This window comes from Marmoricola sp. URHA0025 HA25, from assembly GCF_054059435.1.
Genome location: NZ_JBSSCD010000001.1, coordinates 3866870 through 3893777, shown reverse-complemented (window position 1 = coordinate 3893777; position 26908 = coordinate 3866870). Strand labels below are relative to the sequence as shown.

At 71.0% G+C, this 26908-nt stretch carries 27 protein-coding genes; 21 read left to right on the top strand and 6 right to left on the bottom strand.

The window, feature by feature from the left end:
• The first annotated feature begins 19 nt into the window (after positions 1–19).
• On the top strand, positions 20–1063 hold the full coding sequence (gene fbaA, locus ACVW00_RS19135; RefSeq protein WP_457112484.1) for a class II fructose-bisphosphate aldolase: 1044 nt from the start codon (positions 20–22) through the stop codon (positions 1061–1063).
• Between the two features lie 376 nt (positions 1064–1439).
• Here fbaA and ACVW00_RS19130 read toward each other — a convergent pair whose 3' ends face one another.
• Positions 1440–2936 carry a DHA2 family efflux MFS transporter permease subunit gene (locus ACVW00_RS19130; RefSeq protein WP_457112483.1) on the bottom strand — a complete coding sequence of 499 codons (1497 nt, stop codon included), beginning with the start codon at positions 2934–2936 and terminating at the stop codon, positions 1440–1442.
• Positions 2937–2996: 60 nt separating this feature from the next.
• A complete protein-coding gene (locus ACVW00_RS19125) occupies positions 2997–4505 on the bottom strand; it encodes a DHA2 family efflux MFS transporter permease subunit (protein WP_457112482.1) in 1509 nt (502 codons plus the stop codon).
• 36 nt (positions 4506–4541) lie between these two features.
• On the opposite strand from ACVW00_RS19125, the gene ACVW00_RS19120 reads away from it, so the two are divergent.
• From ACVW00_RS19120 to mctP, 3 genes are read left to right on the top strand one after another with little or no spacing between them, the layout of a single operon-like run.
• A complete protein-coding gene (locus ACVW00_RS19120) occupies positions 4542–4952 on the top strand; it encodes a DUF3151 domain-containing protein (RefSeq protein ID WP_457112481.1) in 411 nt (136 codons plus the stop codon).
• A 37-nt stretch (positions 4953–4989) separates the two neighbouring features.
• A complete protein-coding gene (locus tag ACVW00_RS19115; protein ID WP_457112480.1) occupies positions 4990–5349 on the top strand; it encodes a DUF3311 domain-containing protein in 360 nt (119 codons plus the stop codon).
• The gene (gene mctP, locus ACVW00_RS19110) at positions 5346–7043 is read left to right on the top strand and encodes a monocarboxylate uptake permease MctP (protein ID WP_457112479.1); all 1698 of its coding nucleotides are present in this window, start codon (positions 5346–5348) and stop codon (positions 7041–7043) included. The genes ACVW00_RS19115 and mctP overlap by 4 nt, the downstream gene beginning before the upstream one ends.
• On the opposite strand, the gene ACVW00_RS19105 is transcribed toward mctP, so the two are convergent.
• Positions 7040–7933 (bottom strand): diacylglycerol/lipid kinase family protein, encoded by an 894-nt coding sequence (locus ACVW00_RS19105; RefSeq protein ID WP_457112478.1) that lies wholly within the window; start codon positions 7931–7933, stop codon positions 7040–7042. The genes mctP and ACVW00_RS19105 overlap by 4 nt on opposite strands.
• A 147-nt stretch (positions 7934–8080) precedes the next feature.
• Here ACVW00_RS19105 and ACVW00_RS19100 point away from each other — a divergent pair, with 147 nt between their 5' ends.
• Genes ACVW00_RS19100 through purD form a run of 3 tightly spaced genes read left to right on the top strand, consistent with a single transcriptional unit; the run spans position 8081 to position 11574 of the window.
• Positions 8081–9373, top strand: a complete 1293-nt coding sequence (locus tag ACVW00_RS19100; protein ID WP_457112477.1) for an adenylosuccinate synthase — start codon at positions 8081–8083, stop codon at positions 9371–9373.
• 50 nt (positions 9374–9423) lie between these two features.
• Positions 9424–10314, top strand: a complete 891-nt coding sequence (locus ACVW00_RS19095; protein ID WP_457112476.1) for a catalase — start codon at positions 9424–9426, stop codon at positions 10312–10314.
• A 27-nt stretch (positions 10315–10341) separates the two neighbouring features.
• On the top strand, positions 10342–11574 hold the full coding sequence (purD, locus tag ACVW00_RS19090; RefSeq protein WP_457112475.1) for a phosphoribosylamine--glycine ligase: 1233 nt from the start codon (positions 10342–10344) through the stop codon (positions 11572–11574).
• A 6-nt stretch (positions 11575–11580) separates the two neighbouring features.
• On the opposite strand, the gene ACVW00_RS19085 is transcribed toward purD, so the two are convergent.
• Positions 11581–11949, bottom strand: coding sequence for an MmcQ/YjbR family DNA-binding protein (locus ACVW00_RS19085; RefSeq protein ID WP_457112474.1), 369 nt, complete (start codon positions 11947–11949; stop codon positions 11581–11583).
• A 63-nt stretch (positions 11950–12012) separates the two neighbouring features.
• Here ACVW00_RS19085 and purB point away from each other — a divergent pair, with 63 nt between their 5' ends.
• The 4 genes from purB to ACVW00_RS19065 all read left to right on the top strand — a co-directional run bounded on the left by purB (position 12013) and on the right by ACVW00_RS19065 (position 16279).
• Positions 12013–13446: an adenylosuccinate lyase gene (purB, locus tag ACVW00_RS19080; RefSeq protein WP_457112473.1), complete on the top strand. Its 1434-nt coding sequence runs from the start codon at positions 12013–12015 to the stop codon at positions 13444–13446.
• 126 nt (positions 13447–13572) lie between these two features.
• A complete protein-coding gene (locus tag ACVW00_RS19075) occupies positions 13573–13944 on the top strand; it encodes a hypothetical protein (RefSeq protein WP_457112472.1) in 372 nt (123 codons plus the stop codon).
• Positions 13945–14024: 80 nt separating this feature from the next.
• Positions 14025–15158, top strand: coding sequence for a phosphotransferase family protein (locus ACVW00_RS19070; RefSeq protein WP_457112471.1), 1134 nt, complete (start codon positions 14025–14027; stop codon positions 15156–15158).
• Between the two features lie 23 nt (positions 15159–15181).
• Positions 15182–16279 carry a hypothetical protein gene (locus ACVW00_RS19065; RefSeq protein WP_457112470.1) on the top strand — a complete coding sequence of 366 codons (1098 nt, stop codon included), beginning with the start codon at positions 15182–15184 and terminating at the stop codon, positions 16277–16279.
• Between the two features lie 337 nt (positions 16280–16616).
• On the opposite strand, the gene ACVW00_RS19060 is transcribed toward ACVW00_RS19065, so the two are convergent.
• Positions 16617–17231, bottom strand: a complete 615-nt coding sequence (locus tag ACVW00_RS19060) for a hypothetical protein (RefSeq protein WP_457112469.1) — start codon at positions 17229–17231, stop codon at positions 16617–16619.
• A gap of 137 nt (positions 17232–17368) precedes the next feature.
• On the opposite strand from ACVW00_RS19060, the gene ACVW00_RS19055 reads away from it, so the two are divergent.
• On the top strand, positions 17369–18208 hold the full coding sequence (locus ACVW00_RS19055; protein ID WP_457112468.1) for a hypothetical protein: 840 nt from the start codon (positions 17369–17371) through the stop codon (positions 18206–18208).
• 73 nt (positions 18209–18281) lie between these two features.
• Here ACVW00_RS19055 and ACVW00_RS19050 read toward each other — a convergent pair whose 3' ends face one another.
• The gene (locus ACVW00_RS19050) at positions 18282–18830 is read right to left on the bottom strand and encodes a DUF421 domain-containing protein (protein WP_457112467.1); all 549 of its coding nucleotides are present in this window, start codon (positions 18828–18830) and stop codon (positions 18282–18284) included.
• Positions 18831–18886: 56 nt separating this feature from the next.
• Between ACVW00_RS19050 and ACVW00_RS19045 the strand changes: the two genes are divergently transcribed.
• From ACVW00_RS19045 to purQ, 9 genes are all read left to right on the top strand, one after another.
• Entirely contained in the window at positions 18887–20230 is a 1344-nt protein-coding gene (locus ACVW00_RS19045; RefSeq protein ID WP_457112466.1) for an MFS transporter, read from the top strand.
• Positions 20231–20275: 45 nt separating this feature from the next.
• Complete coding sequence (locus tag ACVW00_RS19040; protein ID WP_457112465.1) at positions 20276–20758, top strand: nuclear transport factor 2 family protein; 483 nt, start codon at positions 20276–20278, stop codon at positions 20756–20758.
• A 158-nt stretch (positions 20759–20916) separates the two neighbouring features.
• Positions 20917–21813, top strand: coding sequence for a phosphoribosylaminoimidazolesuccinocarboxamide synthase (locus ACVW00_RS19035; protein ID WP_457112464.1), 897 nt, complete (start codon positions 20917–20919; stop codon positions 21811–21813).
• Complete coding sequence (locus tag ACVW00_RS19030) at positions 21813–22229, top strand: SRPBCC family protein (protein WP_457112463.1); 417 nt, start codon at positions 21813–21815, stop codon at positions 22227–22229. Before ACVW00_RS19035 ends, ACVW00_RS19030 begins: the two co-directional genes overlap by 1 nt.
• A gap of 39 nt (positions 22230–22268) precedes the next feature.
• Positions 22269–23819 carry a long-chain-fatty-acid--CoA ligase gene (locus tag ACVW00_RS19025; RefSeq protein WP_457112462.1) on the top strand — a complete coding sequence of 517 codons (1551 nt, stop codon included), beginning with the start codon at positions 22269–22271 and terminating at the stop codon, positions 23817–23819.
• Between the two features lie 52 nt (positions 23820–23871).
• Positions 23872–25347, top strand: coding sequence for an LCP family protein (locus ACVW00_RS19020; protein ID WP_457112461.1), 1476 nt, complete (start codon positions 23872–23874; stop codon positions 25345–25347).
• A 9-nt stretch (positions 25348–25356) separates the two neighbouring features.
• Entirely contained in the window at positions 25357–25833 is a 477-nt protein-coding gene (locus tag ACVW00_RS19015) for an SRPBCC family protein (RefSeq protein ID WP_457112460.1), read from the top strand.
• A 77-nt stretch (positions 25834–25910) separates the two neighbouring features.
• The gene (purS, locus tag ACVW00_RS19010) at positions 25911–26180 is read left to right on the top strand and encodes a phosphoribosylformylglycinamidine synthase subunit PurS (protein ID WP_457112459.1); all 270 of its coding nucleotides are present in this window, start codon (positions 25911–25913) and stop codon (positions 26178–26180) included.
• The gene (gene purQ / locus ACVW00_RS19005; RefSeq protein ID WP_457112458.1) at positions 26177–26848 is read left to right on the top strand and encodes a phosphoribosylformylglycinamidine synthase subunit PurQ; all 672 of its coding nucleotides are present in this window, start codon (positions 26177–26179) and stop codon (positions 26846–26848) included. Before purS ends, purQ begins: the two co-directional genes overlap by 4 nt.
• The last annotated feature ends 60 nt before the right edge of the window (positions 26849–26908 follow it).

Sequence of the window (26908 nt, the reverse complement as noted above, 5' to 3'; positions counted from 1 at the left end):
CCGTTCGTCAGGAGTTCGCATGCCCATCGCCACCCCCGAGAAGTACGCCGAGATGCTCGACACCGCGAAGGGCAGCTCGTTCGCGTTCCCGGCGATCAACGTGACCTCCTCGCAGACGCTCAACGCCGCACTCGCCGGTTTCGCCGAGGCCGGCTCGGACGGCATCGTCCAGGTCTCCACCGGCGGTGCGGACTACCTCTCCGGCCCCACGATCAAGGACATGGTCTCCGGCTCCACCGCGTTCGCGGCGTACGCCGTCGAGGTGGCCAAGAAGTACCCCGTCAACATCGCGCTGCACACCGACCACTGCCCGAAGGACAAGCTCGACGGCTTCGTCCGCCCGCTCCTCGACATCTCCGTCGAGCGGGTCAAGAACGGGCAGGAGCCGCTGTTCCAGTCCCACATGTGGGACGGCTCCGCCGTGCCGCTGACCGAGAACCTCGAGATCGCCCGTGAGCTGCTCGAGAAGGCCGCCGCGGCGCGGATCATCCTCGAGATCGAGGTGGGGGTCGTCGGCGGCGAGGAGGACGGCATCGTCGGCGCCATCGACGAGAAGCTCTACACCAGCCCGGAGGACGCCCTCGCCACGGTCGAGGCGCTCGGCCTCGGTGACAAGGGCCGCTACATGACCGCGCTCACCTTCGGCAACGTCCACGGCGTCTACAAGCCCGGCAACGTGAAGCTCCGCCCGGAGATCCTCAAGGCCGCCCAGGAGGCGATCGTCGCGAAGTACGGCGAGGGTGCCGGGTTCGGCCCCGGGTCCAAGCCGCTCGACCTGGTCTTCCACGGCGGGTCCGGCTCGACGCCGGAGGAGATCGCCGCGGCCGTCGACTACGGCGTGGTGAAGATGAACGTCGACACCGACACCCAGTACGCCTTCACGCGCCCCGTCGCGGCGCACATGTTCACCAACTACGACGGCGTGCTCAAGGTCGACGGCGAGGTCGGCAACAAGAAGGTCTACGACCCCCGCGCCTGGGGCAAGGCGGGCGAGGCCGGCATGGCCGCCCGCGTGCTCGAGGCCTGCGAGAACCTGCGCAGCACCGGTCACTCGATCGGCTGATCACCCGGCCCGGTGGTTGACTGTGGAACCTCTCTGCGCGCCTCACCGGGTCTCGACTGATCGCTCGCTGGCGCTCGCTGCTCGACCACCAGTCGGTTGAGTCACCGGGTCTCGACTGATCGCTCGCTGGCGCTCGCTGCTCGACCACCAGTCGGTTGAGTTGAGCCTGTCGAAACCTGTCTGCGCGCCTCACCGGGTCTCGACTGATCGCTCGCTGGCGCTCGCTGCTCGACCACCAGTCGGTTGAGTCACCGGGTCTCGACTGATCGCTCGCTGGCGCTCGCTGCTCGACCACCAGTCGGTTGAGTTGAGGCTGTCGAAACCTCGACGCCCTGGTGGTTTGGGTTCAGCCTGGCCGATCCTCCGTGCACAGCGCTCAGTCCGCGGCGCGGGCCTCGGCCCTGACTGCCGCGGCGTCGGCCGCGCGCTTCGGCGCCTCGAACATCAACGCGGCAGCGAGGCCGAGGCAGAGCACCGCTGGGGCGAGCAGCAGCGCCTGGCCCATCGCGTCGCTGAACGGCCCGAACGCGGCGGCCGGGAGGCCGGCGCCGCTCGTCTGCTTGCTCGGGTCGTACTCCAGCCCGTTGGCCGCCAGCCGCGAGTCCATCAGCACCGCGATCGCCGCCGACCCGAGGACAGCGCCGATCTGGCGCGAGACGTTGTAGACGCCGGCGCCCGCGCCGGCCAGGTGCATCGGCAGGTTGCGGGTGGCGGTCGCGGTGAGCGGGGCCCAGATGCCGGCGCTGCCGGCACCCATGAGCGCCATCGGCAGCAGCAGCTCCCAGACGTGGGAGCCCGGTGTCAGCACCCGCGAGGTCCAGACCAGCGACACGGCCAGCGCGGTGAAACCGACGGCCGTGATGGTGCGCGGGTGGATGCGGTCGGTCAGCTTGCCGATGCCCGGCGCCAGCGCGATCGACATCACGGCCATCGGCACGAGCAGCAGGGCCGCCTTCGTCGGGCTGAGCCCGCGGACGAGCTGGGCGTAGAGCATCACCGGGAACCCCATGCCGGTGAAGGCGAAGCTCACCGTGGCGATGCCGATGTTGGCCAAGGAGAAGTTCCGGTCGCGGAAGAGGCCGAGCGGGACGAGCGGCTCCTGGCGGTTGCGCGCCTGCCAGAGGACGAACAGGCCCATCACCACCAGGCCGCCGATGATCATCGACCAGATGGCTCCGCTCCAGTGGTGCTGGTGACCCTCCTGGATGCCGAACACCAGCAGGAACATGCCGGCGCCGGACAGTGCGACGCCGAACCAGTCGAACTTGTGCGGGTGCGTCGGCAGCGAGGGCACCAGCCGGATCGCGAGCGCGAACGCGAGTACGCCGATCGGCAGGTTGATGAAGAAGATCCACTGCCACCCGAGCGAGTCGACCAGGATGCCGCCCAGCAGCGGTCCGACGAGGACCGCGACGCCGGCGGTGGCACCCCACAACGAGGTCGCCTGCCCTCGCCGCTCGGCCGGGAAGATCCGGGTGATGATCGCCATCGTCTGCGGCGTCATCAGCCCTGCACCCAGGCCCTGGGCGACCCGGGCGATGATCAGGCCCTCGACGGACCCGGTCAGACCGCAGGCAAGCGACGAGGCCGTGAAGAGCACCAGGCCGACGAGGTAGACCTGCTTCTGCCCGTAGCGGTCACCGAGGCGTCCGGTGATCAGGACGGGCACCGCGTAGGCCAGCAGGTAGGCGCTGGTCACCCAGACGACGGAGTTCACCTCGGCGTGCAGGTCCTCGATGATGGCCGGCGTCGCGACCGACACGATGGTCGTGTCGATCATGATCATGAAGAAGCCCAGCACCAGCGCCCACAGCGCCGGCCACGGGTCCTTGTCCGTCAGGGGTGCTGCGCTGCTCGTGGACGTCTCGGCCATGGCTGTACTCAACACCCTTGCGGGGGCAATTGCTCCCTCGAATTCGTCGAGGTCGCTTCGTCAGCCGGCCGCTCCCGCGGGCTGCTCCGCCGCGGCGGGCCGCCCCGCGTAGCCCTCGTGCTTGGGCGCCTCGTAGAACATCACCGCCACCAGGCCGACGACGTAGACCAGCGTCGGGAGCAGAAGTGACTGCTGCATCGCCTTGCTGAACAGGTCGGCGACGTGGGGGTCCTGGATCTGCCGGGCGCCGGCCTCGCCCTGGACCGCCGCACCCGGCAGGAAATGCGCGATCCGCGCGGACATCAGCACGGCGATCGCGGCCGAGCCGACCACCGAGCCGACCTGACGGGTGGCGTTGTAGACACCCGACCCGGCGCCGGCGAACTGCATCGGCAGGTTGCGGGTGGCCGTCGCCGCCGTCGGCGCCCAGATGAAGGCGTTGCCGATGCCGACCAGCACCTGGAACACGCACAGCCAGACCACGCTGGTGCCCGGCTCGAGCCGCCAGGTCAGCAGCAGCATCCCGATCGCGCTCATCGCGAACCCGAAGCCGATGATCAGCCGCGGGTGGATGCGGTCGGTGAGGCCGCCGACGAACTTCGCGAGCAGGATCGACATGACGGCCATCGGGACGAGCAGCAGGGCGGCCTGGGTCGGGCTGTAGCCGCGCACCGCTTGTGCGTACAGCATCAGCGGGAAGCCGAACGACGCGGCGATGAAGCCCATCGTCGTGATCGCCGTGTTGGAGACCGAGAAGTTGCGGTCCTTGAACAGCCCGAGCGGGACCAGCGGCTCCTTCTTGTTCACCGCCTGCCAGGCGACGAACACGCCGAGCACCGCGAGGCCACCGACGATCATCGCGATGATCCAGCCGGCCCAGTGCTTGTCGTGGCCCTCCTGGATGCCGAAGGCGAGCAGGAAGAGCCCGACGCCCGACAGCGCCACCCCGAGCCAGTCGAAGCGGTGCTGGTGCGTGGGCAGGCTGGGGACGCGCCGCACCGCCATCACGAAGCCGACGATGCCGACCGGGATGTTGACGAAGAAGATCCACTCCCAGCCGAGCCAGCCGGTGAGCACGCCGCCGAGGATCGGGCCGACGACCATGGCCACGCCGGCGGTCGCGCCCCAGACCGCCATCGCCTTGCCGCGCTCGGCAGCCGCGAAGATGCGGGTGATGATCGCCATCGTCTGCGGCGTGATCATCGACGCACCCAGGCCCTGGACCACGCGAGCCACGATGAGCATCTCGATGGTGTTCGAGAGGCCGCACCAGAGCGAGGCGAGGGTGAACAGCGCGAGCCCGGCGAGGTAGAGGCGCTTGGACCCGTAGCGGTCGCCGAGGCGACCGGTGATCAGCACCGGCACGGCGTACGCCAGCATGTAGGCGCTGCTCACCCAGACGACCTGGTTCACGCTGGCGTCCAGCTCGTCGATGATCGTCGGCGTCGCGACGATGACGATGGTCAGGTCGACCAGGATCATGAAGAACCCGAGGACCAGGGCGAACAGCGCAGGCCACGGGTTCTCGACCTCGGTGACGGTGGGCGCAGGGGTCTGGATCTGAGCCATGTCCGTAGCCAACACCAGGGCTGCGACAATTACTCCATGGATTTTCCTGACCTGATCGCCGGCCCACCGCCCACGCTGCTCCCCGAGGACCCTGCGGCGTCCGCGCTCGCCGAGGGCGAGGCACCCCGCGACGTCGTCGTGGCGCATCCGGAGTCCCCGCTCGCGTGGGCCACGCTCGCGGAGGCTGCGCTCAACGACGGATCGGACGACGTGGTGGCCTACGCCTTCGCCCGGGTCGGCTACCACCGCAGCCTCGACCTGCTGCGGCGCAACGGCTGGAAGGGCCATGGCCCGGTGCCCTGGGACCACGTGCCCAACCGTGGCTTCCTGCGCGCCCTCGGGGCGCTCTCGCGGGCGGCCGGCGCGATCGGGGAGACCGCCGAGGAGGCGCGGTGCCGGGACTTCCTGCGCGACTCGAGCCAGGAGGCGTACGACGCACTCCTCTGAGGTGTGACCCCGATCACTTGCGGGTACGGATCCGAACATGAGTTCCCAAACCCCGCGCAGGGACGCCGAGACCCGCCCGGAGCTCGGTGTCGCCATGCCGCCGACCAACATGGGGCTGCTCGCGGCAGCCGGTGTGTGCCTGGTGGTCCCCGTGATCGCCCTCCTGTGGGTGACCAGCTACGCCAAGGAGACGCCCCGCCTGGGCGGCATCCCGTTCTTCTTCTGGTACCAGTTCGCCTGGGTGTTCCTGACCTCGGCGTTCACCTACGCCGCACACCGGCTGGTGCTCGCCGCGCGCGGACGGACCGGCGACGACGACGCCGAGCCCGAGGCGCCGCCGAACCAGCCGGTCGGTGACGGTGACACGCTGAGCCCGACACCGGGGTTCCGGTCATGAGCGCCCCGATGGCCGCGGCCGTCCTGCCGCTGAAGACCGACACCAGCGTCAACGGCGTCGCGCTCACGGTCCTGATCGTGCTGTTCCTCGTCGTCACGGTGCTCGGCTTCATGGCGTCGCGGTTCAAGCGCGGCGCCGACCTCGACACGCTCGACGAGTGGGGCCTGGGCGGCCGGCGGTTCGGCACCTGGATCACCTGGTTCCTCCTGGGAGGCGACCTCTACACGGCGTACACCTTCATCGCGGTGCCGGCGGCGATGTTCGCCACCGGTGCGGTCGCGGGATTCTTCGCGGTGCCGTACACGATCGTGCTCTACCCGATCGTGTTCGTCTTCATGGCCCGGCTCTGGTCGGTCAGCCACCGGCACGGCTACGTCACGTCCGCGGACTTCGTCCAGGGCCGGTACGGCGATCGCGGACTGTCGCTGGCCATCGCCCTGACCGGCTTCCTGGCGACGATGCCCTACATCGCCCTGCAGCTGATCGGCATCCAGGCGGTGCTCGAGGTGGCCGGCCTGGGCGGATCGGACAACTGGTTCGCCAAGGACGCCCCACTGCTGATCGCGTTCGTGCTGCTCGCGGCGTACACCTACACCTCGGGCCTGCGCGCGCCGGCGGTGATCGCGTTCGTCAAGGACGCGCTGATCTACCTGGTGATCATCGTGGCGATCATCTACCTGCCCCACCACTTCGGCGGCTGGGACCACATCTTCGGAGCGGCGAAGGACAAGATGGCCGCGACGAACCAGGTCACCGGCAAGCCGAACGGCGCCTTCATCCCCGGCTCCGGGCAGATGTGGGCCTACGCGACGCTCGGCCTCGGGTCGGCGCTGGCGCTGTTCATGTACCCGCACTCCATCACCGCGTCGCTCAGCTCGGGCAGCCGGAACACCATCCGGCGCAACGCCGCGATCCTGCCGGCGTACTCCTTCGTGCTGGGCCTGCTCGCGCTGCTCGGCTGGGTCGCGATCGCGGCGGGCACCAAGCCGATCGGGCTCGACGGCAAGCCGAACCCGCAGCTGGTGATCCCGCAGCTGTTCGAGGACTCGTTCCCGAGCTGGTTCGCCGGGGTCGCGTTCGCCGCGGTCGCGATCGGCGCCCTGGTGCCGGCGGCGATCATGTCGATCGCGGCGGCCAACACCTTCACCCGCAACATCTACAAGGGCTGGGTCAAGCCGCAGGCGACGCCTGCCGAGCAGGCGCGGGTGTCGAAGCTGATGTCCTTGCTGGTCAAGGCGTTCGCCCTGCTGTTCGTGTTCACGATGGACAAGCAGAACGCGATCAACTTCCAGCTCCTCGGCGGCATCTGGATCCTGCAGACGTTCCCCGCGATCGTGTTCAGCCTGTACACGCGGTGGTTCCACAAGTGGGCGCTGCTGGTCGGCTGGGCGGTCGGCATGGTCTACGGCACCGTGAAGGCCTACCAGGTGATCAACCCGGCCACCGGCAAGCACTTCGGCGGATCGCTCTCGGCCATCCCGGCCATCGGCGACCTGGGCTACATCGCGATGACGGCGTTCGTGATCAACGTGCTCGTCGCCGTGGTGCTCACCCTGGTGCTCGACGCGGCGAAGGTCTCCAACGGCGTGGACCACACGGTGTCCTCGGACTACTTCGCCGACCAGGGCGACCCGCGCGTCGACCACGACCTGGTCGAGCACGGCGGTCCGCGGGCGGGAGCCGTCGAGTACTAGTCCGGCAGCAGCATCGAGTACGCCGCGCGCTCGACGTGCCAGGTCCGCCTGCCCTCGGGGCCGGTGACCTCGCCGTCGGCGCTCAGCCAGAACGCCTCACCCGACACCGAGACCTCGCTGCCGCGCAGGTAGACGCTGTCGTCGCGGCGCGAGTGGTTGCGGCGCACCAGGTCCAGGACGTAGCCCGCCCGCGCCGCGGGGGCGGTCGCGAACGACACCAGCACGTCGACCTTGCCGTCGCGCGGGTCGGCGTAGGGAGTGATCTCGGCGCCGCCACCGACGCTCGCGCCGTTGCCGACCGCGACCATCAGGACGCGCCGGTCGACGTCGGCGACGACCTGGCCGTCGACCTCGACGTGCAGCCGCAGCGCCGGCGGGCGGAGCGCAGTCATGGCGACCCCGACCGGGTAGCCGACGATGCCGAGCCCGAAGGGGCTGAGCCGCTCCTTCCACGTCGCACCGTGCCGGCTGGCCAGCGCCCCGGCCCCGACGTGCACGTTGTTGACGGTCACCTCGCCGAGCTCGTCGACGATCAGGTCCATCGGCTTCGGGGTCGCCGAGACGATCGCCTTGGCCGCCTCGACCGGGTCGAGCGGCACGCCGGTCGAGCGGGCGAAGTCGTTCCCCGTGCCGAGCGGCAGCAGCCCGAGCACCTTCCCGGACAGGTCGTGGCGACGGTAGAGCGTCGCCACGACGGCGTGCAGCGAGCCGTCGCCACCGGCCACCACGATCGGCCGGCTCCCCGCACGGTGCAGCACCCCGTCGAGCTCGCCGGGGTTGCTGGTCTCGCACACCTCGACCGACGTGTGGCCGCCGAGAACCTCCAGGGCGGCCCCCAGGTCGTCGGCATGCCCGGCGTCGGCGTGGGTGATCAGGAGGAGGGGTTCCACGGCCAGCACACTAGCCCGGACCGGCCGGCGCCGATTTGGTAGCGTGTGGCCGCAAGAGCCCGGTGCGCTTGCACGCCGGGCTCTCGTCATGTCCGGCCCATGTTTGGTCCGGACACCGCACGGACGACCCACTGAGAGGGGTGGCACATGCCCGCCATCGTGGTTCTCGGCGCCCAGTGGGGCGATGAAGGCAAGGGCAAGGCGACCGACCTGCTCGCCACCAGCCAGCCGATCGACTTCGTGGTCCGCACCAGCGGCGGCCACAACGCCGGGCACACGATCGTGGTCAACGGCGAGAAGTTCGCCACCCACCTGCTGCCCTCCGGCATCCTGACCCCGGGCGCGACCTCGGTGATCGCCAACGGCGTGGTGGTCTCGCCGGAGGCGCTGTTCCGCGAGCTCGACGGCCTCATCGAGCGCGGCGTGGAGATCGGCCCCGCCCAGCTCGTCGTCAGCGCGAACGCCCACGTGATCGCCTCCTACCACGTGGCCGTCGACAAGGTCAGCGAGCGCTTCCTCGGCAAGAACCAGATCGGCACGACGGGACGCGGCATCGGCCCGGCGTACGGCGACAAGGTGAACCGGGTCGGCGTACGCGTGGCCGACCTGTTCGACGAGGGCATCCTGCGCCAGAAGGTGGAGGCCGCGCTCGACGTGCGCAACCAGGTGCTCGCCAAGGTCTACAACCGCCGCGCGATCGCCGCCGAGGCGGTCGTCGAGGAGCTGCTGTCGTACGCCGACCGGCTGCGCCCGATGGTCGCCGACACCAGCCTGCTGCTGAACCGGGCGCTCGACGAGGGCAGCACGGTGCTCTTCGAGGGGGCTCAGGCGACGATGCTCGACGTCGACCACGGCACCTACCCGTTCGTCACCAGCAGCAACCCGGTCGCCGGCGGCGTCTGCGTCGGCGCGGGCATCGGTCCGACCCGCATCGACCGCGTCATCGGCGTGATCAAGGCCTACACCACCCGGGTCGGCTCGGGGCCCTTCCCGACCGAGCTGTTCGACGAGGACGGCGCGAAGCTGCAGCAGATCGGCGGCGAGATCGGCGTCTCGACCGGCCGCACCCGCCGGTGCGGCTGGTACGACGCGGTCGTCGCGCGCTACTCCGCCCGGGTGAACGGCCTGACCGAGTTCTTCCTGACCAAGCTCGACGTGCTCGACACCTGGGAGCGGATCCCGGTGTGCGTGGCCTACGAGGTCGACGGCGTGCGGCACGACGAGATGCCGATGACGCAGACCGAGTTCCACCACGCGAAGCCGGTCTACGAGTTCTTCGACGGCTGGGGTGAGGACATCTCCGGCTGCCGCACCTTCGCGGACCTGCCGAAGAACGCGCAGGCTTACGTCGAGGCGCTGGAGGAGATGTCCGGCGCGCCGTTCTGGGCGGTCGGCGTCGGTCCTGGTCGCGAAGAGACCGTGATCGTCCACGACCGCTGACCCACGCACGGCCTAGGATCGGCGCGCGGGGTCACGGGCAGGAGAGCGGCATGGCAGAGGGCAACACGATCGAGCCCGAGCGGGCGGTCGACCGGATCAACGGCGTCTTCGGCCGCCACGACGGTGACCGGACGCTGCACGCCAAGGGCCACTTCTACGCCGGCACCTTCACCGCCACGCCGCAGGCGGCCGCGCTGTCCCGGGCCGGTCACCTGCAGGGTGATCCCGTCCCGGTGTGGGTGCGCTGGTCGAACGGCGCGGGCAAGCGCAATCCCGACAAGGTTCCCGACGTGCGCGGCATGGCGGTCTCGTTCCGGCTGCCCGACGGCACGGCGACCGACCTGCTCGGCCAGACGTCCCCGCGGTTCCCGGTGCGCACCGTCGAGGCGTTCCTCGAGCTGGTCGAGGCGTCCGAGAAGCCCTGGAAGCTGCCGTTGTTCCTGGCCAGGCACCCGGGCGCCGTCCCCGCCATCGTCGCGAGCGCCCGCGCGAAGTCGCTCGTCTCGCCGTACTCCTACGCGGAGGTCAGCTACTACCCGATCCACGCCTACAAGTGGATCTCGGCGGAGGGTGCCGAGACGTGGGTGCGCTACCGGTTCACGCCCCAGCGCGGGGAGCGCCCGCCGGGTGAGTTCAAGGGTCGCGACCGCCTGAGCGAGGAGATCGTCGCCCGGCTCGCCGAGCACCCGGTGCACTACACCGTGGAGGTGCAGCGGGCCGGCTCCGGCGACGACCCGCACGACCCGACGTCGGTGTGGACGGGCGCCTTCTTCCAAGCCGGCACCATCGAGGTGACCGGACCCGACCCCGATCGGGAGCAGGACGGCGAGGTGGTCGTCTTCGACCCGACCCGTGTCGTGGACGGCATCGACCTCTCCGACGACCCGGTCCTGCGGTACCGGCCGGCGGCGTACTCCGTGTCGGTGGGCCGGCGGGTCTGACCAGCCGCCTCGATAGGCTCCCGTCACGTGAAGACCCTCGTGATCGGCCCCGGCGGGCGAGAGCACGCCCTGGCGCTGGCCCTCTCGCGTGATCCCTCGGTGACCGAGGTGCACGCCGCGCCGGGCAACCCCGGGATCGCGGAGGTCGCGACGCTCCACGACGTCGACCAGATGGACGGCGTTGCCGTGGCCGACCTCGCCGAGCGGCTCGGCGTCGATCTGGTCGTGGTCGGGCCCGAGGCGCCGCTGGTCGCGGGGGTGGCCGATGCGGTGCGCGAGCGCGGCATCTCCTGCTTCGGGCCGTCCGGTGACGCCGCCCGGCTCGAGGGCTCCAAGGCGTTCGCGAAGGACGTGATGGCTGCGGCCGGTGTGCCGACCGCGGAGGCTCGGGTGTGCACGACCGAGGACGAGGCCGCGGCCGCACTGGACGCCTTCGGCCCGCCGTACGTCGTGAAGGACGACGGCCTCGCCGCCGGCAAGGGGGTGGTCGTCACCGAGGACCGCGCCGCCGCGCTCGCGCACGCGAAGGCGTGCGAGCGGGTCGTCATCGAGGAGTACCTCGACGGCCCGGAGGTCTCGCTGTTCGGGATCACCGACGGCACGACGGTCTACCCGATGCTGCCGGCGCAGGACTTCAAGCGGATCTTCGACGCGGACGAGGGGCCGAACACCGGGGGGATGGGCGCCTACACGCCGCTGCCCTGGGCCGACGCCGGCCTCGTCGACGAGATCCGGGACCGCGTGCTGCAGCCGACCGTCGACGAGATGGCCCGTCGCGGCGTGGTCTTCTCCGGACTGCTCTATGCAGGCCTCGCGCTGACCACGGCCGGCACCCGGGTGGTCGAGTTCAACGCCCGGTTCGGCGACCCGGAGACGCAGCCGCTGCTGGCGCTGCTCGACTCGCCGCTCGGGGCTCTGCTCAAGGCTGCCGCGGACGGTGTCCTGCACGAGGTCGAGCCACCGCGCTGGAAGGCCGGAGCCGCCGTCGCGGTGGTGATGGCCAGCGCCGGCTACCCGGAGTCCGCGAGCAGCGGCGACGTGATCACCGGTGTCGAGGCGGCCGAGGGATCCGGCTGCGACGTGCTGCACGCCGGCACCGCACTCGCCGAGGGTGAGCTGGTGACCGCCGGGGGCCGGGTGCTCGCCGTCACCGCGGTGGGTCCCGACGTCGCCGCGGCGCGCGCCCACGCGTACGCCGGACTCGCCGCGATCTCGTTCCCCGGAGCCCAGTGGCGCACCGACATCGCGGCGGGTGTCTGAGCCGGGCTAGGCGCCCGGCCGGGCCACCTGCGCGGCGAGCGTCGCGGGCGCCTGGATGCAGTACGAGTCGGTGAGCAGCTCCGCCAGCTCGTCCCAGTCGGTGTCCTCGTCGAGCAGCAACCCGGCCACGTTGCGCCCCCACGACGTCCGGAAGTACGGCGCCCCGAGGTGCTCGAACGCCATCACCTCGTCGGGCTCGGCGCGGAAGGTGATCCGGAAGAGCTGGTCCTCGCCGCCGAACACGTGCGCCACGGTCGCCGACCCCACCTGCCAGCGCACGCCGGTCCAGGCCGGCTCCTCGACGCACTCGGGGAAGTCGAGGAGCGCGCGCAACCTCTCCACCCAGGCCAGCGGCACGTCAGGACGGTCGACCACGGACCGAATCTCGCACACCGCGCCGACAGCCGGCCCACCGGGACGGCGTGGGAGAATTCGGCGGTGAGCCACCCCCACGTCGCCGTGCCGAACGTCCTGGCAACCCGGTACGCCGGGGCGGACCTCGCCGCGCTCTGGTCCCCGGAGCACAAGATCCTGCTCGAGCGCCAGCTGTGGCTCGCCGTCCTGAGGGCCCAGCGCGACCTCGGGGTCGACGTACCGGACGGCGTGGTCGAGGACTACGAGGCCGTGCTCGACAAGGTCGACCTCGACTCGATCGCCGCGCGTGAGCGGGTCACCCGCCACGACGTGAAGGCGCGCATCGAGGAGTTCAACGCGCTGGCCGGCCACGAGCACGTGCACAAGGGGATGACCTCGCGCGACCTGACCGAGAACGTCGAGCAGCTGCAGATCCGGCAGTCGCTCGAGCTGGTCCGGCAGCGTGCGGTCGCGACGCTCGCGCGCCTGGGCAGGCTCGCGAGCGAGCACCAGGCGCTGGTGATGGCCGGGCGCTCGCACAACGTGGCCGCGCAGGCGACCACGCTCGGGAAGCGGTTCGCGACCGTCGCCGACGAGATGCTGGTCGCGCTCGCCCGCCTCGACGACCTGCTCGCCCGCTACCCGCTGCGCGGCATCAAGGGCCCGATGGGCACCTCCCAGGACATGCTCGACCTGCTCGACGGCGACGCCGACAAGCTGGCGACCCTCGAGGAGCGGGTCGCCTCCCACCTCGGCTTCGGTGACGTGCTCACCAGCGTCGGCCAGGTCTACCCGCGGTCGCTCGACTTCGACGTCGTCTCGGCGCTGGTGCAGCTGGCCGCCGGTCCCTCCAACCTGGCCACCACGATCCGGCTGATGGCCGGGATCGAGCTGGTCACCGAGGGCTTCAAGGAGGGCCAGGTCGGGTCGTCGGCGATGCCGCACAAGATGAACACTCGCTCCTGCGAGCGGGTCAACGGCCTCGCCGTGGTCCTTCGCGGCCAGCTCTCCATGGTCGGCGAGCTCGCCGGCGACCAGTGGAACGAGGGCGACGTCTCCTGCTCCGTGGTGCGCCGGGTCGCGCTGCCGGACGCGTTCTTCGCCTGCGACGGGCTCTTCCAGACCTTCCTCACCGTGCTCGACGAGTTCGGCGCGTTCCCGGCGGTGATCCAGCGCGAGCTCGACCGCTACCTGCCGTTCCTCACCACCACCAAGGTGCTGATGACCGCGGTCCGCAACGGCGTGGGCCGCGAGGCCGCGCACGAGGCGATCAAGCAGCACGCCGTCGGGGTCGCCCTGGAGATGCGCCAGGGCCGCACCGACAACGACCTGTTCGACCGCCTGGCCAAGGACGAGCGCCTGGGCCTGACCCGTGACCAGATCGCCTCGCTGGTCGCCGACCCGATCGAGTTCACCGGCGCTGCGGTCGCCCAGGTGCAGGCGGTCGTACGCCGGATCGAGGACGTCGTGGCCACCGATCCGGCTGCCGCGGCGTACTCGCCGGGCGCGATCCTCTAGTCGAGCGACTCGACGAACCTGCAGGACGTCTCGAATGCTGGGTGAAATATCCGATTTATCACCATTCGGGCAGCCGGTGCCGCACGATGGCAGGGCAGACCACGCCGACAAGCTGGGGAGATCCACATGTCCGTCACCACGTCCATGAGTGCCAAGGTCCTCGCGGGGGCCGTCCTCGGTGCACTCGCCTTGGGGGCGCCTGCGTCCGCGGACGCCGTCGACCAGCCGGCCACGTCTTGCCAGAACTCCAGGGCCGCACTCGCGCACGCCAAGGAGAAGAAGGCCAACGCCCACCGTGACGCCGCGCTGGCCAAGGTCGCCGTCAAGAAGGCCGAGCACAGCCAGGCCGACGCAGACCTCGCGCGCGCCGAGGCCCGTCTGGCAGCCGCCGAGGCGCGGCTGGCGAAGATGACCGCGAAGGCGCACGACGTGAACCTGCAGATGCGCCACAACTGCACCACCCCGGCACCGGTCACCCCGGCGTCTCCCACCGCCTGACGTCTGTCGCGCGGCTCAAGGAGACCCGTCGCCGGTCCGCACCATTGACAGAACAGAACACGTTCTAGTTCTCTGGCGGGATGAGCACCCTCGATCCCGAGTTCACCCTCCAGCGCAGCAGCCGGGACGCCGCGGCGATGGCAGACAGGGTGGCGGCCTGGCTGGCCACGCAGCTGCCCGCCGGAGCCGGTCCCGAGGTGACGCTGCACGCGGGCTCGGACGCCAACGGCATGTCCAGCGAGACCATCCTCGCCGACGTGACCTGGACCGAGGAGGGTGACCGCCGCACGCACGCCTTCGTGGTCAGGATGGCGCCGTCGGCCGAGGACGTGCCGGTGTTCGCGGCGTACCGGCTCGACCACCAGTACGACGCGATCCGGCTCGTCCACGACCTCAGCGATGTCCCGGTCCCCTCGCCCCGGTGGCTGGAGCCGACCGGCGAGGTGCTCGGCGCGCCGTTCTTCTTCATGGAGCGCGTCGACGGCATCGTGCCGCCGGACGTGATGCCCTACACCTTCGGCGAGAACTGGTTCTTCGACGCGCCTGCGGAGGATCGGCGGCGGCTGCAGGACAGCACCGTCGCGGCCATCGCGGGGCTGCACCAGATCCCGGACGCAGCGCAGACGTTCGCGTTCCTCGACGATCGCGAGCACGCCGGCCCGACGCCGCTGCGGCGGCACTTCGAGAAGACCCGCGCGTGGTACGAGTGGGCCGCCAGGGACCTGGACCGTTCCGCCCTCGCCGACCGTGCGGTCGCCTGGCTCGACAGCCACTGGCCGGCGGCCGACGTCCCCGCGAACGTCGTGCTCTCCTGGGGCGACGCCCGGATCGGCAACGTGCTCTACCGCGAGTTCTCCCCGGTGGCGGTGCTCGACTGGGAGATGGCGGGGCTCGGCCCGCGCGAGCTCGACCTCGGCTGGCTGGTCTTCGCACACCGCGTCTTCCAGACGCTGGCCGAGACCTTCGAGCTGCCCGGACTGCCCGACGTGCTCCGTGAGGACGACGTCCGGGCGACGTACTCCGGCATCACCGGCGCCGACGTGGGTGACCTGACCTGGTTCCAGATCTACTCAGGCCTGATCTGGGCGGTGGTGTTCATGCGCACCGGCACCCGGCAGGCGCACTTCGGTGAGATCGAGCTGCCGGAGACGCCGGATGCGCTCATGCACCACGCGCCGCTGTTCTCGCGGCTCCTCGACGAGGCCGGCGCATGAGGTCGCGCGGGAACATCGGCCCGATGGACGAGTACCCGGTCCACCAGGCACCGCTGCCGATCTCCCGGCCGACCAGCAGCGACCGGAACTTCTACGACCGGTGCTACTTCAACGCGATGGACACCTCGGACGACGCCGGTGACCTGATGCTGGTGACCGGCCTGGGCTACTACCCGAACCTCGGGGTGAAGGACGCCTACGTGCTGCTCCGGCGGGGCGACACCCAGACCGGCGTGCGCCTCTCCGACGCGATCGACGACAACCGGCTCGACCAGCGGGTCGGGGCGTATCGCATCGAGGTCGTCGAGCCGCTCCGCAGGGTCCGTCTGCTCCTGGAGGAGACCGAGGGCATCGCCTTCGACCTGACCTGGGAGGGATCGTTCGACGTCGTGCAGGAGCAGCCGCACCTGATGCTCAACGGCGTCCGCCCGACGCTGGACGCCCAGCGGTTCGCGCAGCTCGGCTCTTGGAGCGGCACCCTCGTCGTCGACGGCGAGGAGACCGCCGTGACACCGGACCGGTGGATGGGCAGCCGGGACCGCTCGTGGGGCATCCGCCCCGTGGGAGAGGCCGAGCCGGCGGGCCGGCCGCAGGATCCGCCGATGGAGGGCTTCTGGTGGCTCTACGTGCCGCTGCGCTTCGAGGAGTACGCCGTCGTGGTGATCGCCCAGGAGGACGCCGACGGCTTCCGCACCCTCAACGACGCCACCCGGATCTGGCGTGACGGCCGCGTCGAGCAGCTGGGCTGGCCGCAGGTCGAGATCGACTACGTCCCCGGCACCCGCACGCCCACGCATGCGCGCCTGACCTGCACCGGCTGGGGCGGGAAGCCGGTGGTCGTCGACGTGGAGCCGCGAACCTCGGTCACCCTGCACGTCGGTGGCGGCTACGGCGGTGACCCGGAGTGGACCCACGGCCAGTGGAAGGGCGAGGCGTTCGCCGAGCGGGTCACGCACTCCCTGGTCGACCCGGAGATCGCCGCGCGGATGCCGTTCGGCGTCACCGACCATGCCGCCCGGGCCACCTGCGACGGCGCCGTCGGCCACGGCCTCTTCGAGCACGGCACCTTCGGCCGGCACGACCCGAGCGGCTTCGTCGACTGGGGCAACGAGCGCCGCTGACCGAGCGCCGAGCGGGCAGAAACGCTGCGCGGGAGGGCCGCGAGCGGGCAGAAACGCTGCGCGGGGGCGCGGCGAGCGGGCAGAAAGGCAGCGCGGGAGCGCGGCGAGCGGGCAGAAACGCAGCGCGGGAGGGCCGCGAGCGGGCAGAAACGCGGCGCGAAATGGCCGCGAGCGGGCAGAAACGCTGCGCGCAATGGCGGCCAACCGGCAGCAAACCAGGATCACGGACGCCGGGTCGGCGTACCGGCCCGGTGCGTTTGTGCCCGCTCGGCGCGCATGGAGGATGCGTTTGTGCCCGCTCGGCGTACTGGCGCGGTGCGTTTCTGCCCGCTCGGGGTCAGACGAGGGCGCGGCCGTCGTGGGTGGCCAGCCGCTGTGCGACGGACCTGAGGTCGGCGCGCCAGACGTCCTCGGGCGGGGGCGGGAGCATCTCGTCCCACTCGAGCGCCATCGAGCCGAGGATGTGCGACATCCGCTCCGGGCGGGCGATGTGCCAGACGTGGACGTGTGAGCCGCCGTCGCCGATCCGCATTACGTGCACCCGGCCGACGTGCGGCAGGTTGGTCATGATCCGCGACAGCCACACGCTGAGCCTGCCGAACTCGGCGGCCAGGTCGTCGCCGAAGTCGGTGTAGTCGAGGTGCTCGCGGGTCTCGAGCAGCAGCACCAGCGGCAGCCCGGCCCGGTGCAGGGGCTTGAGCAACCAGCGGTCGTTCTCCCAGATCCAGTCCGAGCCGTCGCCGGCGCACGTGGGGCACGGCTTCCCGCCGGGGTCGCCGGCTCGTGGAGCCTCGGCGGCGAGCGGGGGCCCGACGACCTTCGGCTGCAACGCTCCGTCGACCACCTCCCACGGAAAGACGTCCCACTCGGCGACCGGCGACATCGGCAGACGACCGTCCTCACCCACCAGCGCGACGATCCGGGCGTACAGGTCCTCGGGTGACTCGGGCATGGGCCAACGGTGCCAGAGCCCGGATCGGCGCCTCAACCGGCGTCCTCGAACTCGTGCGCCTTCTGCTCAGGTCCGGCGGCCGCCTGCCGATGGGGTCCGCTGACGTCCAATACGGGGGACGACCGGAAGGAACCTGCATGTTTGTCCGAAAGCGCTTCGTCTCGACCCTCGCGACCGTCGCCGTGACCGCGGCCCTGGCGGTGGCTCCCGGGCTGCTCCAGAGCGCGAACGCGCGCGTCGCCTCGCCGGCCCGGGCCAGCGTGACCGCCGAGTGCGCCCAGGCCCAGACCGGGCTGGCTCTCGCCAGGTCCGCACAGGCCGACGCGCAGCACCGGGTGGTCAAGGCACGCAAGGCGCTGCGCAAGGCACGGCACACCCACCGCGCGGCCGCGATCAGGAAGGCCAAGCGCCACCTGAGGCACGCCAAGGCCCGGTACGCGGCCCGCACGCACGAGGTGCACGTCCAGGAAGCCCGCGTCGGCTACGCCTGCTCGGCCCCGAACTCGAGCGCACGTGCCGCCGGCACCGGCATGCAGCTCGGCCTGCTCAGCGTCGTGACCGGCGCTGCCGGCAAGGTCATGGACCTCAGCCAGCTCACCACGCTCCTCGAGTCGCTGCTGCCGGGGGTCACCAGCCAGCTCGACGCCGGCCAGCTCAACGGCCTGCTCAGCGGGTTCAACGCCGGTGCGCCGTCGCTGGACGACCTGACCGTCCTGCTGGGCAGCGTGTTCTCGCCCGAGCAGCTCGCAGCGCTGCTCGGCGGCTCTGCCGACCCGACCGTCGTCCTGGCGCTGGTCGAGCACGTCATCGAGGAGCTCAGCGGCCTGTCCGGCGTACCGGTGCCGGGAACGCTCGACACGACCGCGCTGCAGGGAATCCTCGGCACCGTGACCGGCCTGCTGGGCGGCCTGCCCGCGGGCACCGGTGGTGGCGGTGGCGGCGGGCCGCTGTGCACGCTGCTGGGCATCGGGTGCTGACCGGCTGAGCCGGACGCAAGAGCCGGCCGGGCGATCGTGACTGGGGGTCGCGGTCGCCCGGCTTCTGCGTGCCTCAGCCGCGCGCGAGCAGCGCGTCGAGCTTCGCCTCGAGGCGGGCGATGTCGGCGTGGGTGGCCGACTGCAGGTCGTCGCGCAGGCTCGCGATGATCGCGCCGCCCGGCTCGATGGTCACCTTCTGCGTCTCCCGGATGTTGTTGGCGTTCTGACGGCGCAGTGCCGCCTCCGCGTCCGCCTTGCGCAGCCCTTCGCGGCGCAGGGCGCCGTCGTCCCAGCTGCCGTCGAAGGCCAGCGTGGTCGCGCTGCCCTCGAGCAGCCGGGCGGCCCGTTCGTCGCTGCGGGCGGCCCGCACCACGCCGGCGTTGGCACCGATCAGCACGCAGGCGCCGATGACGCCGCCGAGCAGGCTGTCGTCAGGTCCGATGATCGCGTTCTGCACGACGTTGCTGAGCAGCAGCACCACGACGAGGTCGAAGGCGTTGAGCTGGGCCAGGTCGCGCTTCCCCGCGAGCCGGACCAGCACGGCCAGGACGACGTACACGGCGACCGTGCGGACGATCTTCTCCCACACGGAGATGTCGAGGTGCATCAGGTTGTGCCACATGCGGCAATCCTGCACCGGCCGCGGCCCGGCCGACGGCGCCTGCGAGCATGTCGTCCGTGGCAGCAGGGGATGTTCCCGCCCGCCCCGCGGGCCTGGTCGAGGCGCGGCTGCGCCAGGCCATCGCCGTCTGGGTGGTCGGCCTCCTGGTCTACCTGCTCGCCGTGTTCCACCGCTCCTCGCTCGCCGTCGCCGGGCTCGCCGCGACCGAGCGCTTCGGGATCTCCGCGGTCCAGCTGGCCACGTTCACGATGCTCCAGCTCCTCGTGTACGCCGGCATGCAGATCCCCGTCGGCCTGCTCGTCGACCGGTTCGGGGCGCGCTCCGTGCTCCTGGTCGGAGCGTCGGTCCTCACCTGCGCGCAGGCGGGGTTCGCGTTCGCCGACACCTACGGGCTGGCCCTGGTGGCGCGGCTGTTCGTGGGGATGGGCGATGCGATGACGTTCATCTGCGTGCTGCGGCTGGTCAACACCTGGTTCGCTCCCCGCCGGATCCCGCTGGTCATCCAGCTGACCGGCGTCCTGGGCCAGCTCGGTGCCGTGGTCGCCGCCGTCCCGATGACCTGGGCGCTCTCGCACCTGGGCTGGACCCGCGCCTACCTGCTGGCGGCGTCGCTGGGCATCGTGATGGTCGTCGCGCTGCTCGTGGTCGTCCACGACGCGCCCGGGTCGCGCACCCAGCGTGGTGCCGCACTGGGGTTGCGCGACATCCGGACCCGGCTCGCGGAGTCGTGGGAGCACCCGGGCACCCGCCTCGGCTTCTGGATGCACTTCTCGACGCAGTTCAGCGCGACGGTGCTCGGACTGCTCTGGGGCTACCCGTTCCTGGTGAAGGGCGAGGGGCTCAGCGACGCGGAGGCAGGCTCGTTGCTGACCCTGATGGTGGTGGCCATCATGGCGGCCGGCCCGGTGCTGGGCTGGCGGATCACGGTGCGGCCCTGGCAGCGCTCGACCCTGGTGATCGGCATCGTCACGACGATCGCCGTCTCCTGGACGGTCGTCCTGCTCTGGCCGGGCAATGCGCCGCTCGCGCTGCTCGTCTGGCTCGTCGTGGTCACCGGGGTCGGCGGGCCGGCCTCGATGATCGGCTTCGACCTCGGCCGGACCTCGAACCCACCCCACCAGCTCGCCAGTGCGACGGGGATCATCAACCAGGGCGGATTCTACGCCAGCCTGGTCCTGGTGATCGCGATCGGGCTGATCCTCGACTGGCGCACGCCCGGGTCGTCGAGCGACTACACGCCGGGTGCGTTCCGGTGGGCGATGAGCTTCCAGTACGTCCTGTGGGGCGTGGGCCTCACCCAGGTCGTGCGGTACCGCGCGAAGGCCCGGGCGCGGCTGCGCCTGGACGATCCGGCCCTGTGGTCGGAGCTGTCCGGCCTCCCCGGATCCGACCAGAACTAGAATTGGTTCTTGTCTGGGGGATTCCGGGCTGGAATGCTTCGGGGCATGGACCTCGAGGCGCTGGAGCAGATCCGCCGACTGAAGTACCGCTACTTCCGGACGCTGGACCTCAAGCTCTGGGACGAGTACGCCGACACCTTCACCGCCGACGCCGTGGGCCACTACGGCACCAAGGTGTACGGCGACATGGAGCCGTTGCGCGGGCGCGACACGATCGTGGCGTTCATGCGCGAGAAGCTCGCCGGCGGCATCATCACCATGCACGTGGCCCAGCACCCCGAGATCGACGTCGACGGTGACGACGCCACCGGGTCGTGGGGCTTCGAGGACACCGTGATCGCCCCCGACTTCCGCGTGCTGATCCGCGGCGCCGGCTACTACCACGACCGCTACCGCCGCGAGGACGACGGCGTGTGGCGGATCGCCGAGACGTCGTACGACCGGATCTACGAGTCGATGCAGTCCCTCGACGACACCCCGAGCCACCAGCTGCTCGCGAACCGCTGGGCCGCCCCGGCCGAGCAGTAGGGCCAGGGCCGGGCCCTGGCACCGGCGCCGACGTACGCCGACATGCAATTGTCGCGCGCGAGGCCGGTGGTGCTCGCACCAGTCCCTCCCGCGACATTCGCATGTCCCTGTGCGAGCGCGCCGACCCACCACTCCACGCGGCCCGCTAGGCTCCGCGGGTGGGCGACCTGAACATCCCGCCGGCCCCTCCGATCGACGGCGCCGTGCCGCTGCACTCGGGGAAGGTGCGCGACCTCTACCGGATCAGCGAAGGCCACCACGCGGGGATGCTGCTCATGGTCGCCAGCGACCGCATCTCCGCCTACGACTTCGTCCTCGACTCCACGATCCCGGACAAGGGCGCGATCCTGACCCGGATCTCGCTGTGGTGGTTCGACCAGCTGGCCGACCTCGTGCCCAACCACGTCGTGTCCACGGTCGTGCCCGACGAGGTCGCCGGCCGTGCGGTGATCTGCGAGGAGCTCTCGATGTTCCCGGTCGAGTGCGTGGCCCGCGGCTATCTCGCCGGTTCGGGCCTGCTCGACTACCGCGCGTCGGGCGAGGTCTGCGGCATCGCGCTCCCACCCGGGCTGGACAACGGCAGCCGGCTGCCCGAGCCGCTCTTCACGCCCGCCACCAAGGCCGCCCTGGGCGACCACGACGAGAACGTCTCGTACGCCGCCGTGGAGGCGACCGTCGGCGCCGACGCGGCGTCGCGCCTGCGCGACCTGACCCTGGCCGTCTACGCCCGGGCCGAGCAGATCGCCCGTGAGCGCGGGATCATCGTGGCCGACACCAAGCTCGAGTTCGGCACCCGGACCGACGGCACCACCGTGCTCGCCGACGAGGTGCTCACTCCCGACTCTTCCCGGTTCTGGCCCGCCGCCGAGTGGGCGCCCGGGCACAGCCAGCCGTCGTACGACAAGCAGATCGTCCGTGACTGGCTCACGTCCCCGGAGAGCGGCTGGGACAGGAGCGCGGGCCATGCCCCGCCACCGCTCCCGGAAGCCGTGGTCGAGCGCACGCGCTCGCGCTACGTCGAGGCCTACGAGCTGCTCACCGGCGAACGGTTCTGATGCACCCGGTCGGCTTCGACGTCCCCGTCGAGGTCGCCTTCGACTACCTCGTCGACCCCCGCAACCGGCCGGAGTGGCAGTCGTCGCTGCGCGCGGTGGAGCGCGTCGACGGACGTCCGCGCGTCGGCCAGACCTGGCTCGACTCCACCCGCGTCGGCGTCAGGGCGGCGATGGAGACGACCGCGCTGGAGCGGCCGCTCACGTGGACCGAGCGCGGTCGCTGGCGGGGGATCGAGGCGACCCTGACCCTGCGGTTCCGGCCGGCAGCGCAGGGGTGCGACGTCAGCGCGCGGTTCGTGGTGACCGGTCACGGTCTCGCCCGTCCACTTGGTCCGGTGCTGGGACCGGCCGCGCGGCTCGCCGTCCCGCGGGACCTGAGACGGGCGTCGCGGATCCTTTCCGAGCGCACCGGCTGACACTAGGTTGGCGTCAACCGACCCCAGGAGGCCGCGCCCGTGTACAACCTGTCGATCTTCCTCGAGGACAGTGCCCGCCGCTTCCCCGACCGCGACGCCCTGGTGCTCGGGGAGAGCCGGCTCACCTACGCCCAGGTCGACGCGATGGCCAACCAGGTCGCCAACCTGCTCGTCGATCTCGGCGTCTCGCCGGGCGACCGAGTGGCGCTCACCTGCCCGAACCTGCCCTACTTCCCCGTCGTCTACTACGGCATCCTCAAGGCCGGCGGTGTCGTGGTCCCGCTCAACGTGCTCAACAAGGGCCGTGAGGTGGCCTACTACCTCGACGACGCGGATGCCAAGGTCTACCTCTGCTTCGAGGGGACGCCGGAGCTTCCGATGGGCCAGGAGGGGTACGCCGGCCTGCAGCAGGCCTCGGCCGACCCCGAGTTCGTCCTGGTCACGGCTGACCCCGGTGCGGCGTCCCCGATCGAGGGCACCCGCACGCTCGGCCAGCTGCTGAAGGACCGGTCGCCGGTGTTCGAGGCCGTCGCGGCCGCCGAGACCGACACCGCGGTGATCCTCTACACCAGCGGGACCACCGGACAGCCGAAGGGCGCGGAGCTCTCGCACTCCAACCTGGTGCTCAACGCACTGACCTGCAACCGGCTCTTCGGCTCGACCCCCGGCACCGACGTGCACCTGGTGACGCTGCCGCTCTTCCACTCGTTCGGCTCGACGGTGCAGATGAACGCGGGCTTCTCGATGGGCGCGACCCTCGTGCTGCTGCCCAGGTTCGACGCCCAGGCGGCGATCGGGCTGCTCCAGTCCGAGGACGTCACGTTCTTCGCGGGCGTGCCGACGATGTGGTGGGGGCTGCTCGGGGCGCTCACCGCCGACGTGGACGTGAAGCGCATCGCCGACAACCTGCGCGTCGGCGTCTCCGGCGGCGCCAGCCTGCCGGTCGAGATCATCAAGGACGTGCGGGAGAGGCTCGGCGTGACCCTGCTCGAGGGCTACGGGCTCTCGGAGACCTCGCCGGTCGCGACCTTCAGCGACCCGGACCGGGAGCCACGGCCCGGGTCGATCGGCATCCCGATCTGGGGTGTCGAGTGCAAGCTCATCGACGACGACTGGAACACCGTCGAGGGCTCCGAGGAGATAGGCGAGATCGCGATCCGCGGGCACAACATCATGAAGGGCTACCTAAACCGGCCCGAGGCGACGGCCGAGGTCATGCGCGGCGGCTGGTTCCGCTCCGGTGACCTCGCACGACGCGACGAGGAGGGCTTCTACTACATCGTCGACCGGTCCAAGGACATGATCATCCGCGGTGGCTACAACGTGTACCCGCGCGAGATCGAGGAGGTCCTGATGACCCACCCGGACGTCTCGCTGGCCGCCGTCGTCGGCGTACCCCACGAGTCGCACGGCGAGGAGATCAAGGCGTTCGTGATCCTCAACGAGGGCGCGTCGGTCACCGAGGAGGAGCTTCTCGCCTGGGGCAAGGAGCAGATGGCGTCGTACAAGTACCCGCGGCTGGTCAGCTTCGTGCCCTCGCTGCCGATGACCGCCACCGGCAAGATCCTCAAGCGTGAGCTGGTGGACTGAACCGCTCGCCGCACGATTCGGCACCAGTGGGTTCAGCACCTAGGATTCGCCCGTGCCCAGGGCGTCGGGGAGCGTCCCGCTTCACACGGGACGACACAAGGCGGTCCGCCCCGACCAGGTCGGGCGGGCGCTGCGGCGTGCGCTGGTCGCGACCCTGGCGCCGGCGCTGCTGCTGTCGGTAGCCAGCTGGATCGTGGTGCGCACGTCGTCGTCGCGGATGCTCGACCTCGCGCTCGACCCGGCCGCCCTGGCCTGGGTGATCGCCGGCATCGTCATCGTGTGGGTGCTGTGGGTCGCTTTGATCTGGCGCACCTACGCACGTCACCGCGTGCACACCGCCACGCGGCCGCTGCGGATCCTCGGCGCCGTCGGCGTCGCCCTGATGTGCGGTGCGGTGACCGCTCCGATGGCGGTCGGGGCCAAGTACGCCGTCGTGCAGCGCGACCTGATCGGCAGCGTCTTCGGTGACCAAGCCAGTGCGACCACGCCGAAGGTCACCGCCGCGAACCCGTGGGGCAAGCGAGACCGGGTCAACGTCCTGCTCCTCGGTGGCGACGGCGCCGTCCACCGGCCCGGCGTACGCACCGACTCGGTGATCCTGGCCAGCATCAGCACCAAGACCGGCCGCACGGTGCTGTTCAGCCTGCCGCGCAACCTGGAGCGGGTGCCGTTCCAGCCGGGTTCGAAGCTCGCGGAGATCTACCCCGACGGGTTCACCGACGGCAGCAGCGAGCCCAATGCGAACTACTTCCTCAACGCGGTCTACCGCGACGTCCCGGCGCTGCACCCCGGGGTCCTCGGGAAGACGGCCAACGAGGGCGCCGACGCCGTGAAGCTCGCCGTCGCCGGAGCTCTCGGGATCCGCGTCGACTACTACGTCCTGGTCAACCTCGCCGGCTTCCAGCGGCTCGTCGACGCCATGGGCGGCATCACCGTCAACATCAACGAGCCGGTCCCGATCGGCGGCAACACCGACGCGCACATCGCTCCCGACGACTACCTGCAGCCGGGGCCGAGCCAGCGGCTGAACGGGTTCCAGGCGCTCTGGTTCACGCGCGGACGCTACGGGTCGACCGACTACAAGCGGATGGAGCGACAGCGCTGCGCCATCAACGCGATCGTCGAGGAGGCCAGCCCGGTCAAGATGCTCAAGCGGTACACGAAGCTCGCAGCGACCAGCAAGGACATCGTCCGCACCGACATCCCGGCCAAGCTGCTGCCGGCGTTCGTCGACCTGGCCGGCAAGGTCAAGGACGTGCCGATCAAGTCCGTCGGCTTCGAGCTGAGTGACGCGTTCAACCCCAACGACCCGGACTTCGACTACGTGCACGCTGCCGTGCAGCAGGCACTGAGGCCGGCCCGCGCTGCGGGATCCGCCACCGGTACGGCGGGAGCCGCCACCCCCTCGTCACCCACCTCGAGCGGCTCCCCGACCTCCACGAGCACGGCGGACGCCGAGCCGAGCAGGGCCAGCGACGCCAACGACGACTGCGCCTACCGACCGGTGGGCGGCACGACCGCTCAGTAGGGTGCGCACATGGCCACGCCGTACCAGCTGACCGCCTCGACCGTGCTCCCTGCCCGATCCGAGGACGCCTACGACGCGCTCGTCGACCTGCCGCTCGAGGAGCTCCTCGGAGACCGGAGCGGGCCCATCCCGCCGGTGCGCGAGTGCCGTGGGCAGGACGGCCGGTGGGGCACGGTCGGCCAGACCCGGACGATCGTCCTGGGCGACGGCGGCACCATCCTGGAGACGCTGGTCGTCGCCGACCGTGCCGCGGGCGACTACCGCTACCGGCTCAGTGAGATCAAGGGCCCGATGAAGCCGCTCGTGCGCGGCATCGACGGCCGGTTCTCCTTCTCGCCGGCCGGCGAGGGCACGTCGGTCACCTGGAGCTGGGCGGTCCACCCGGCCAACGCGGTCGCCAGGCTCGGCATGCCGGTGTTCAACCTCTTCTGGCAGCGCGCGGCCCGCAAGGCGTTCGCGCGTCTCGGCGCGCGGCTGGCCGCCTGACGGCCGGTCGCCGGTCCGTGGCGGTCGCCTCCACCGTTAGACTCGCCGCGGAAGCATCCCGCTGCAGAGGAGTCCCCGTGGCCCGGGTCGTCGTCGACGTCATGCCCAAGCCGGAAATTCTCGATCCCCAGGGCAAGGCCGTGCTCGGCGCGCTGCCCCGGCTCGGATTCGAGGGTGTCACCGACGTACGCCAGGGAAAGCGGTTCGAGCTGGAGATCGACGGCGAGCTCACGGCCGCGCGCCTGGCCGAGGTCGAGCAGATGGCCGAGACGCTGCTGTCCAACCCGGTGATCGAGGACTACGCCGTGCGCGTCCTCGAGGCGCCGGGCGCGGAGGCCCGCGCGTGAAGGTCGGCGTGATCACCTTCCCCGGATCGCTCGACGACGCCGACGCGCGCCGGGCGGCCAGGGTCGCCGGGCACGAGGCCGTCGCGATCTGGCACGGCGACCGCACGCTGTCCGACGTGGACGCGGTGATCCTGCCCGGCGGCTTCTCCTACGGCGACTACCTGCGCTGCGGCGCGATTGCCCGGTTCGCGCCGGTGATGTCCGCCGTCGTCGACGCCGCCAAGGGCGGGATGCCGGTGCTCGGCATCTGCAACGGCTTCCAGATCCTGTGCGAGTCGCACCTGCTCCCCGGTGCGCTGATCCGCAACGACCACCGCAAGTTCGGCTGCCTCGACCAGCGACTGGTGATCGAGAGCAATCGCACCGCCTGGACCTCGGCGTACGCCGCCGGGCAGGAGGTCACCATCGTGCTGAAGAACGGTGAGGGCTCCTTCGTCGCCGACGACCGCACGCTCGACCAGCTCGAGGCCGAGGGCAGGGTCGTGGCCCGCTACGTCGGCAACCCGAACGGCTCGCAGCGTGCGATCGCGGGGATCAGCAACGAAACCGGCAACGTCGTCGGCCTCATGCCGCACCCCGAGCACGCCATCGAGGACCTCTGCGGCCCGGGCACCGACGGGCTGGGCTTCTTCGCGTCGCTCGGCGCCGCCAGCCTGCTCTCGGCCTAGGGGCCGGTCCCAACCTCTCGGTCAGCCGCCGTGAGGCGGCCGGATCGGCATGCCGTGGCT

Coding starts and splice junctions, on each gene's coding strand:
- fbaA (WP_457112484.1), top strand. CDS start 20: ATGCCCATCGCCACCCCCGAGAAGTACGCCGAGATGCTCGACACCGCG.
- ACVW00_RS19130 (WP_457112483.1), bottom strand. CDS start 2,936: ATGGCCGAGACGTCCACGAGCAGCGCAGCACCCCTGACGGACAAGGAC.
- ACVW00_RS19125 (WP_457112482.1), bottom strand. CDS start 4,505: ATGGCTCAGATCCAGACCCCTGCGCCCACCGTCACCGAGGTCGAGAAC.
- ACVW00_RS19120 (WP_457112481.1), top strand. CDS start 4,542: ATGGATTTTCCTGACCTGATCGCCGGCCCACCGCCCACGCTGCTCCCC.
- ACVW00_RS19115 (WP_457112480.1), top strand. CDS start 4,990: ATGAGTTCCCAAACCCCGCGCAGGGACGCCGAGACCCGCCCGGAGCTC.
- mctP (WP_457112479.1), top strand. CDS start 5,346: ATGAGCGCCCCGATGGCCGCGGCCGTCCTGCCGCTGAAGACCGACACC.
- ACVW00_RS19100 (WP_457112477.1), top strand. CDS start 8,081: ATGCCCGCCATCGTGGTTCTCGGCGCCCAGTGGGGCGATGAAGGCAAG.
- ACVW00_RS19095 (WP_457112476.1), top strand. CDS start 9,424: ATGGCAGAGGGCAACACGATCGAGCCCGAGCGGGCGGTCGACCGGATC.
- ACVW00_RS19075 (WP_457112472.1), top strand. CDS start 13,573: ATGTCCGTCACCACGTCCATGAGTGCCAAGGTCCTCGCGGGGGCCGTC.
- ACVW00_RS19070 (WP_457112471.1), top strand. CDS start 14,025: ATGAGCACCCTCGATCCCGAGTTCACCCTCCAGCGCAGCAGCCGGGAC.
- ACVW00_RS19065 (WP_457112470.1), top strand. CDS start 15,182: ATGGACGAGTACCCGGTCCACCAGGCACCGCTGCCGATCTCCCGGCCG.
- ACVW00_RS19060 (WP_457112469.1), bottom strand. CDS start 17,231: ATGCCCGAGTCACCCGAGGACCTGTACGCCCGGATCGTCGCGCTGGTG.
- ACVW00_RS19055 (WP_457112468.1), top strand. CDS start 17,369: ATGTTTGTCCGAAAGCGCTTCGTCTCGACCCTCGCGACCGTCGCCGTG.
- ACVW00_RS19050 (WP_457112467.1), bottom strand. CDS start 18,830: ATGTGGCACAACCTGATGCACCTCGACATCTCCGTGTGGGAGAAGATC.
- ACVW00_RS19040 (WP_457112465.1), top strand. CDS start 20,276: ATGGACCTCGAGGCGCTGGAGCAGATCCGCCGACTGAAGTACCGCTAC.
- ACVW00_RS19030 (WP_457112463.1), top strand. CDS start 21,813: ATGCACCCGGTCGGCTTCGACGTCCCCGTCGAGGTCGCCTTCGACTAC.
- ACVW00_RS19015 (WP_457112460.1), top strand. CDS start 25,357: ATGGCCACGCCGTACCAGCTGACCGCCTCGACCGTGCTCCCTGCCCGA.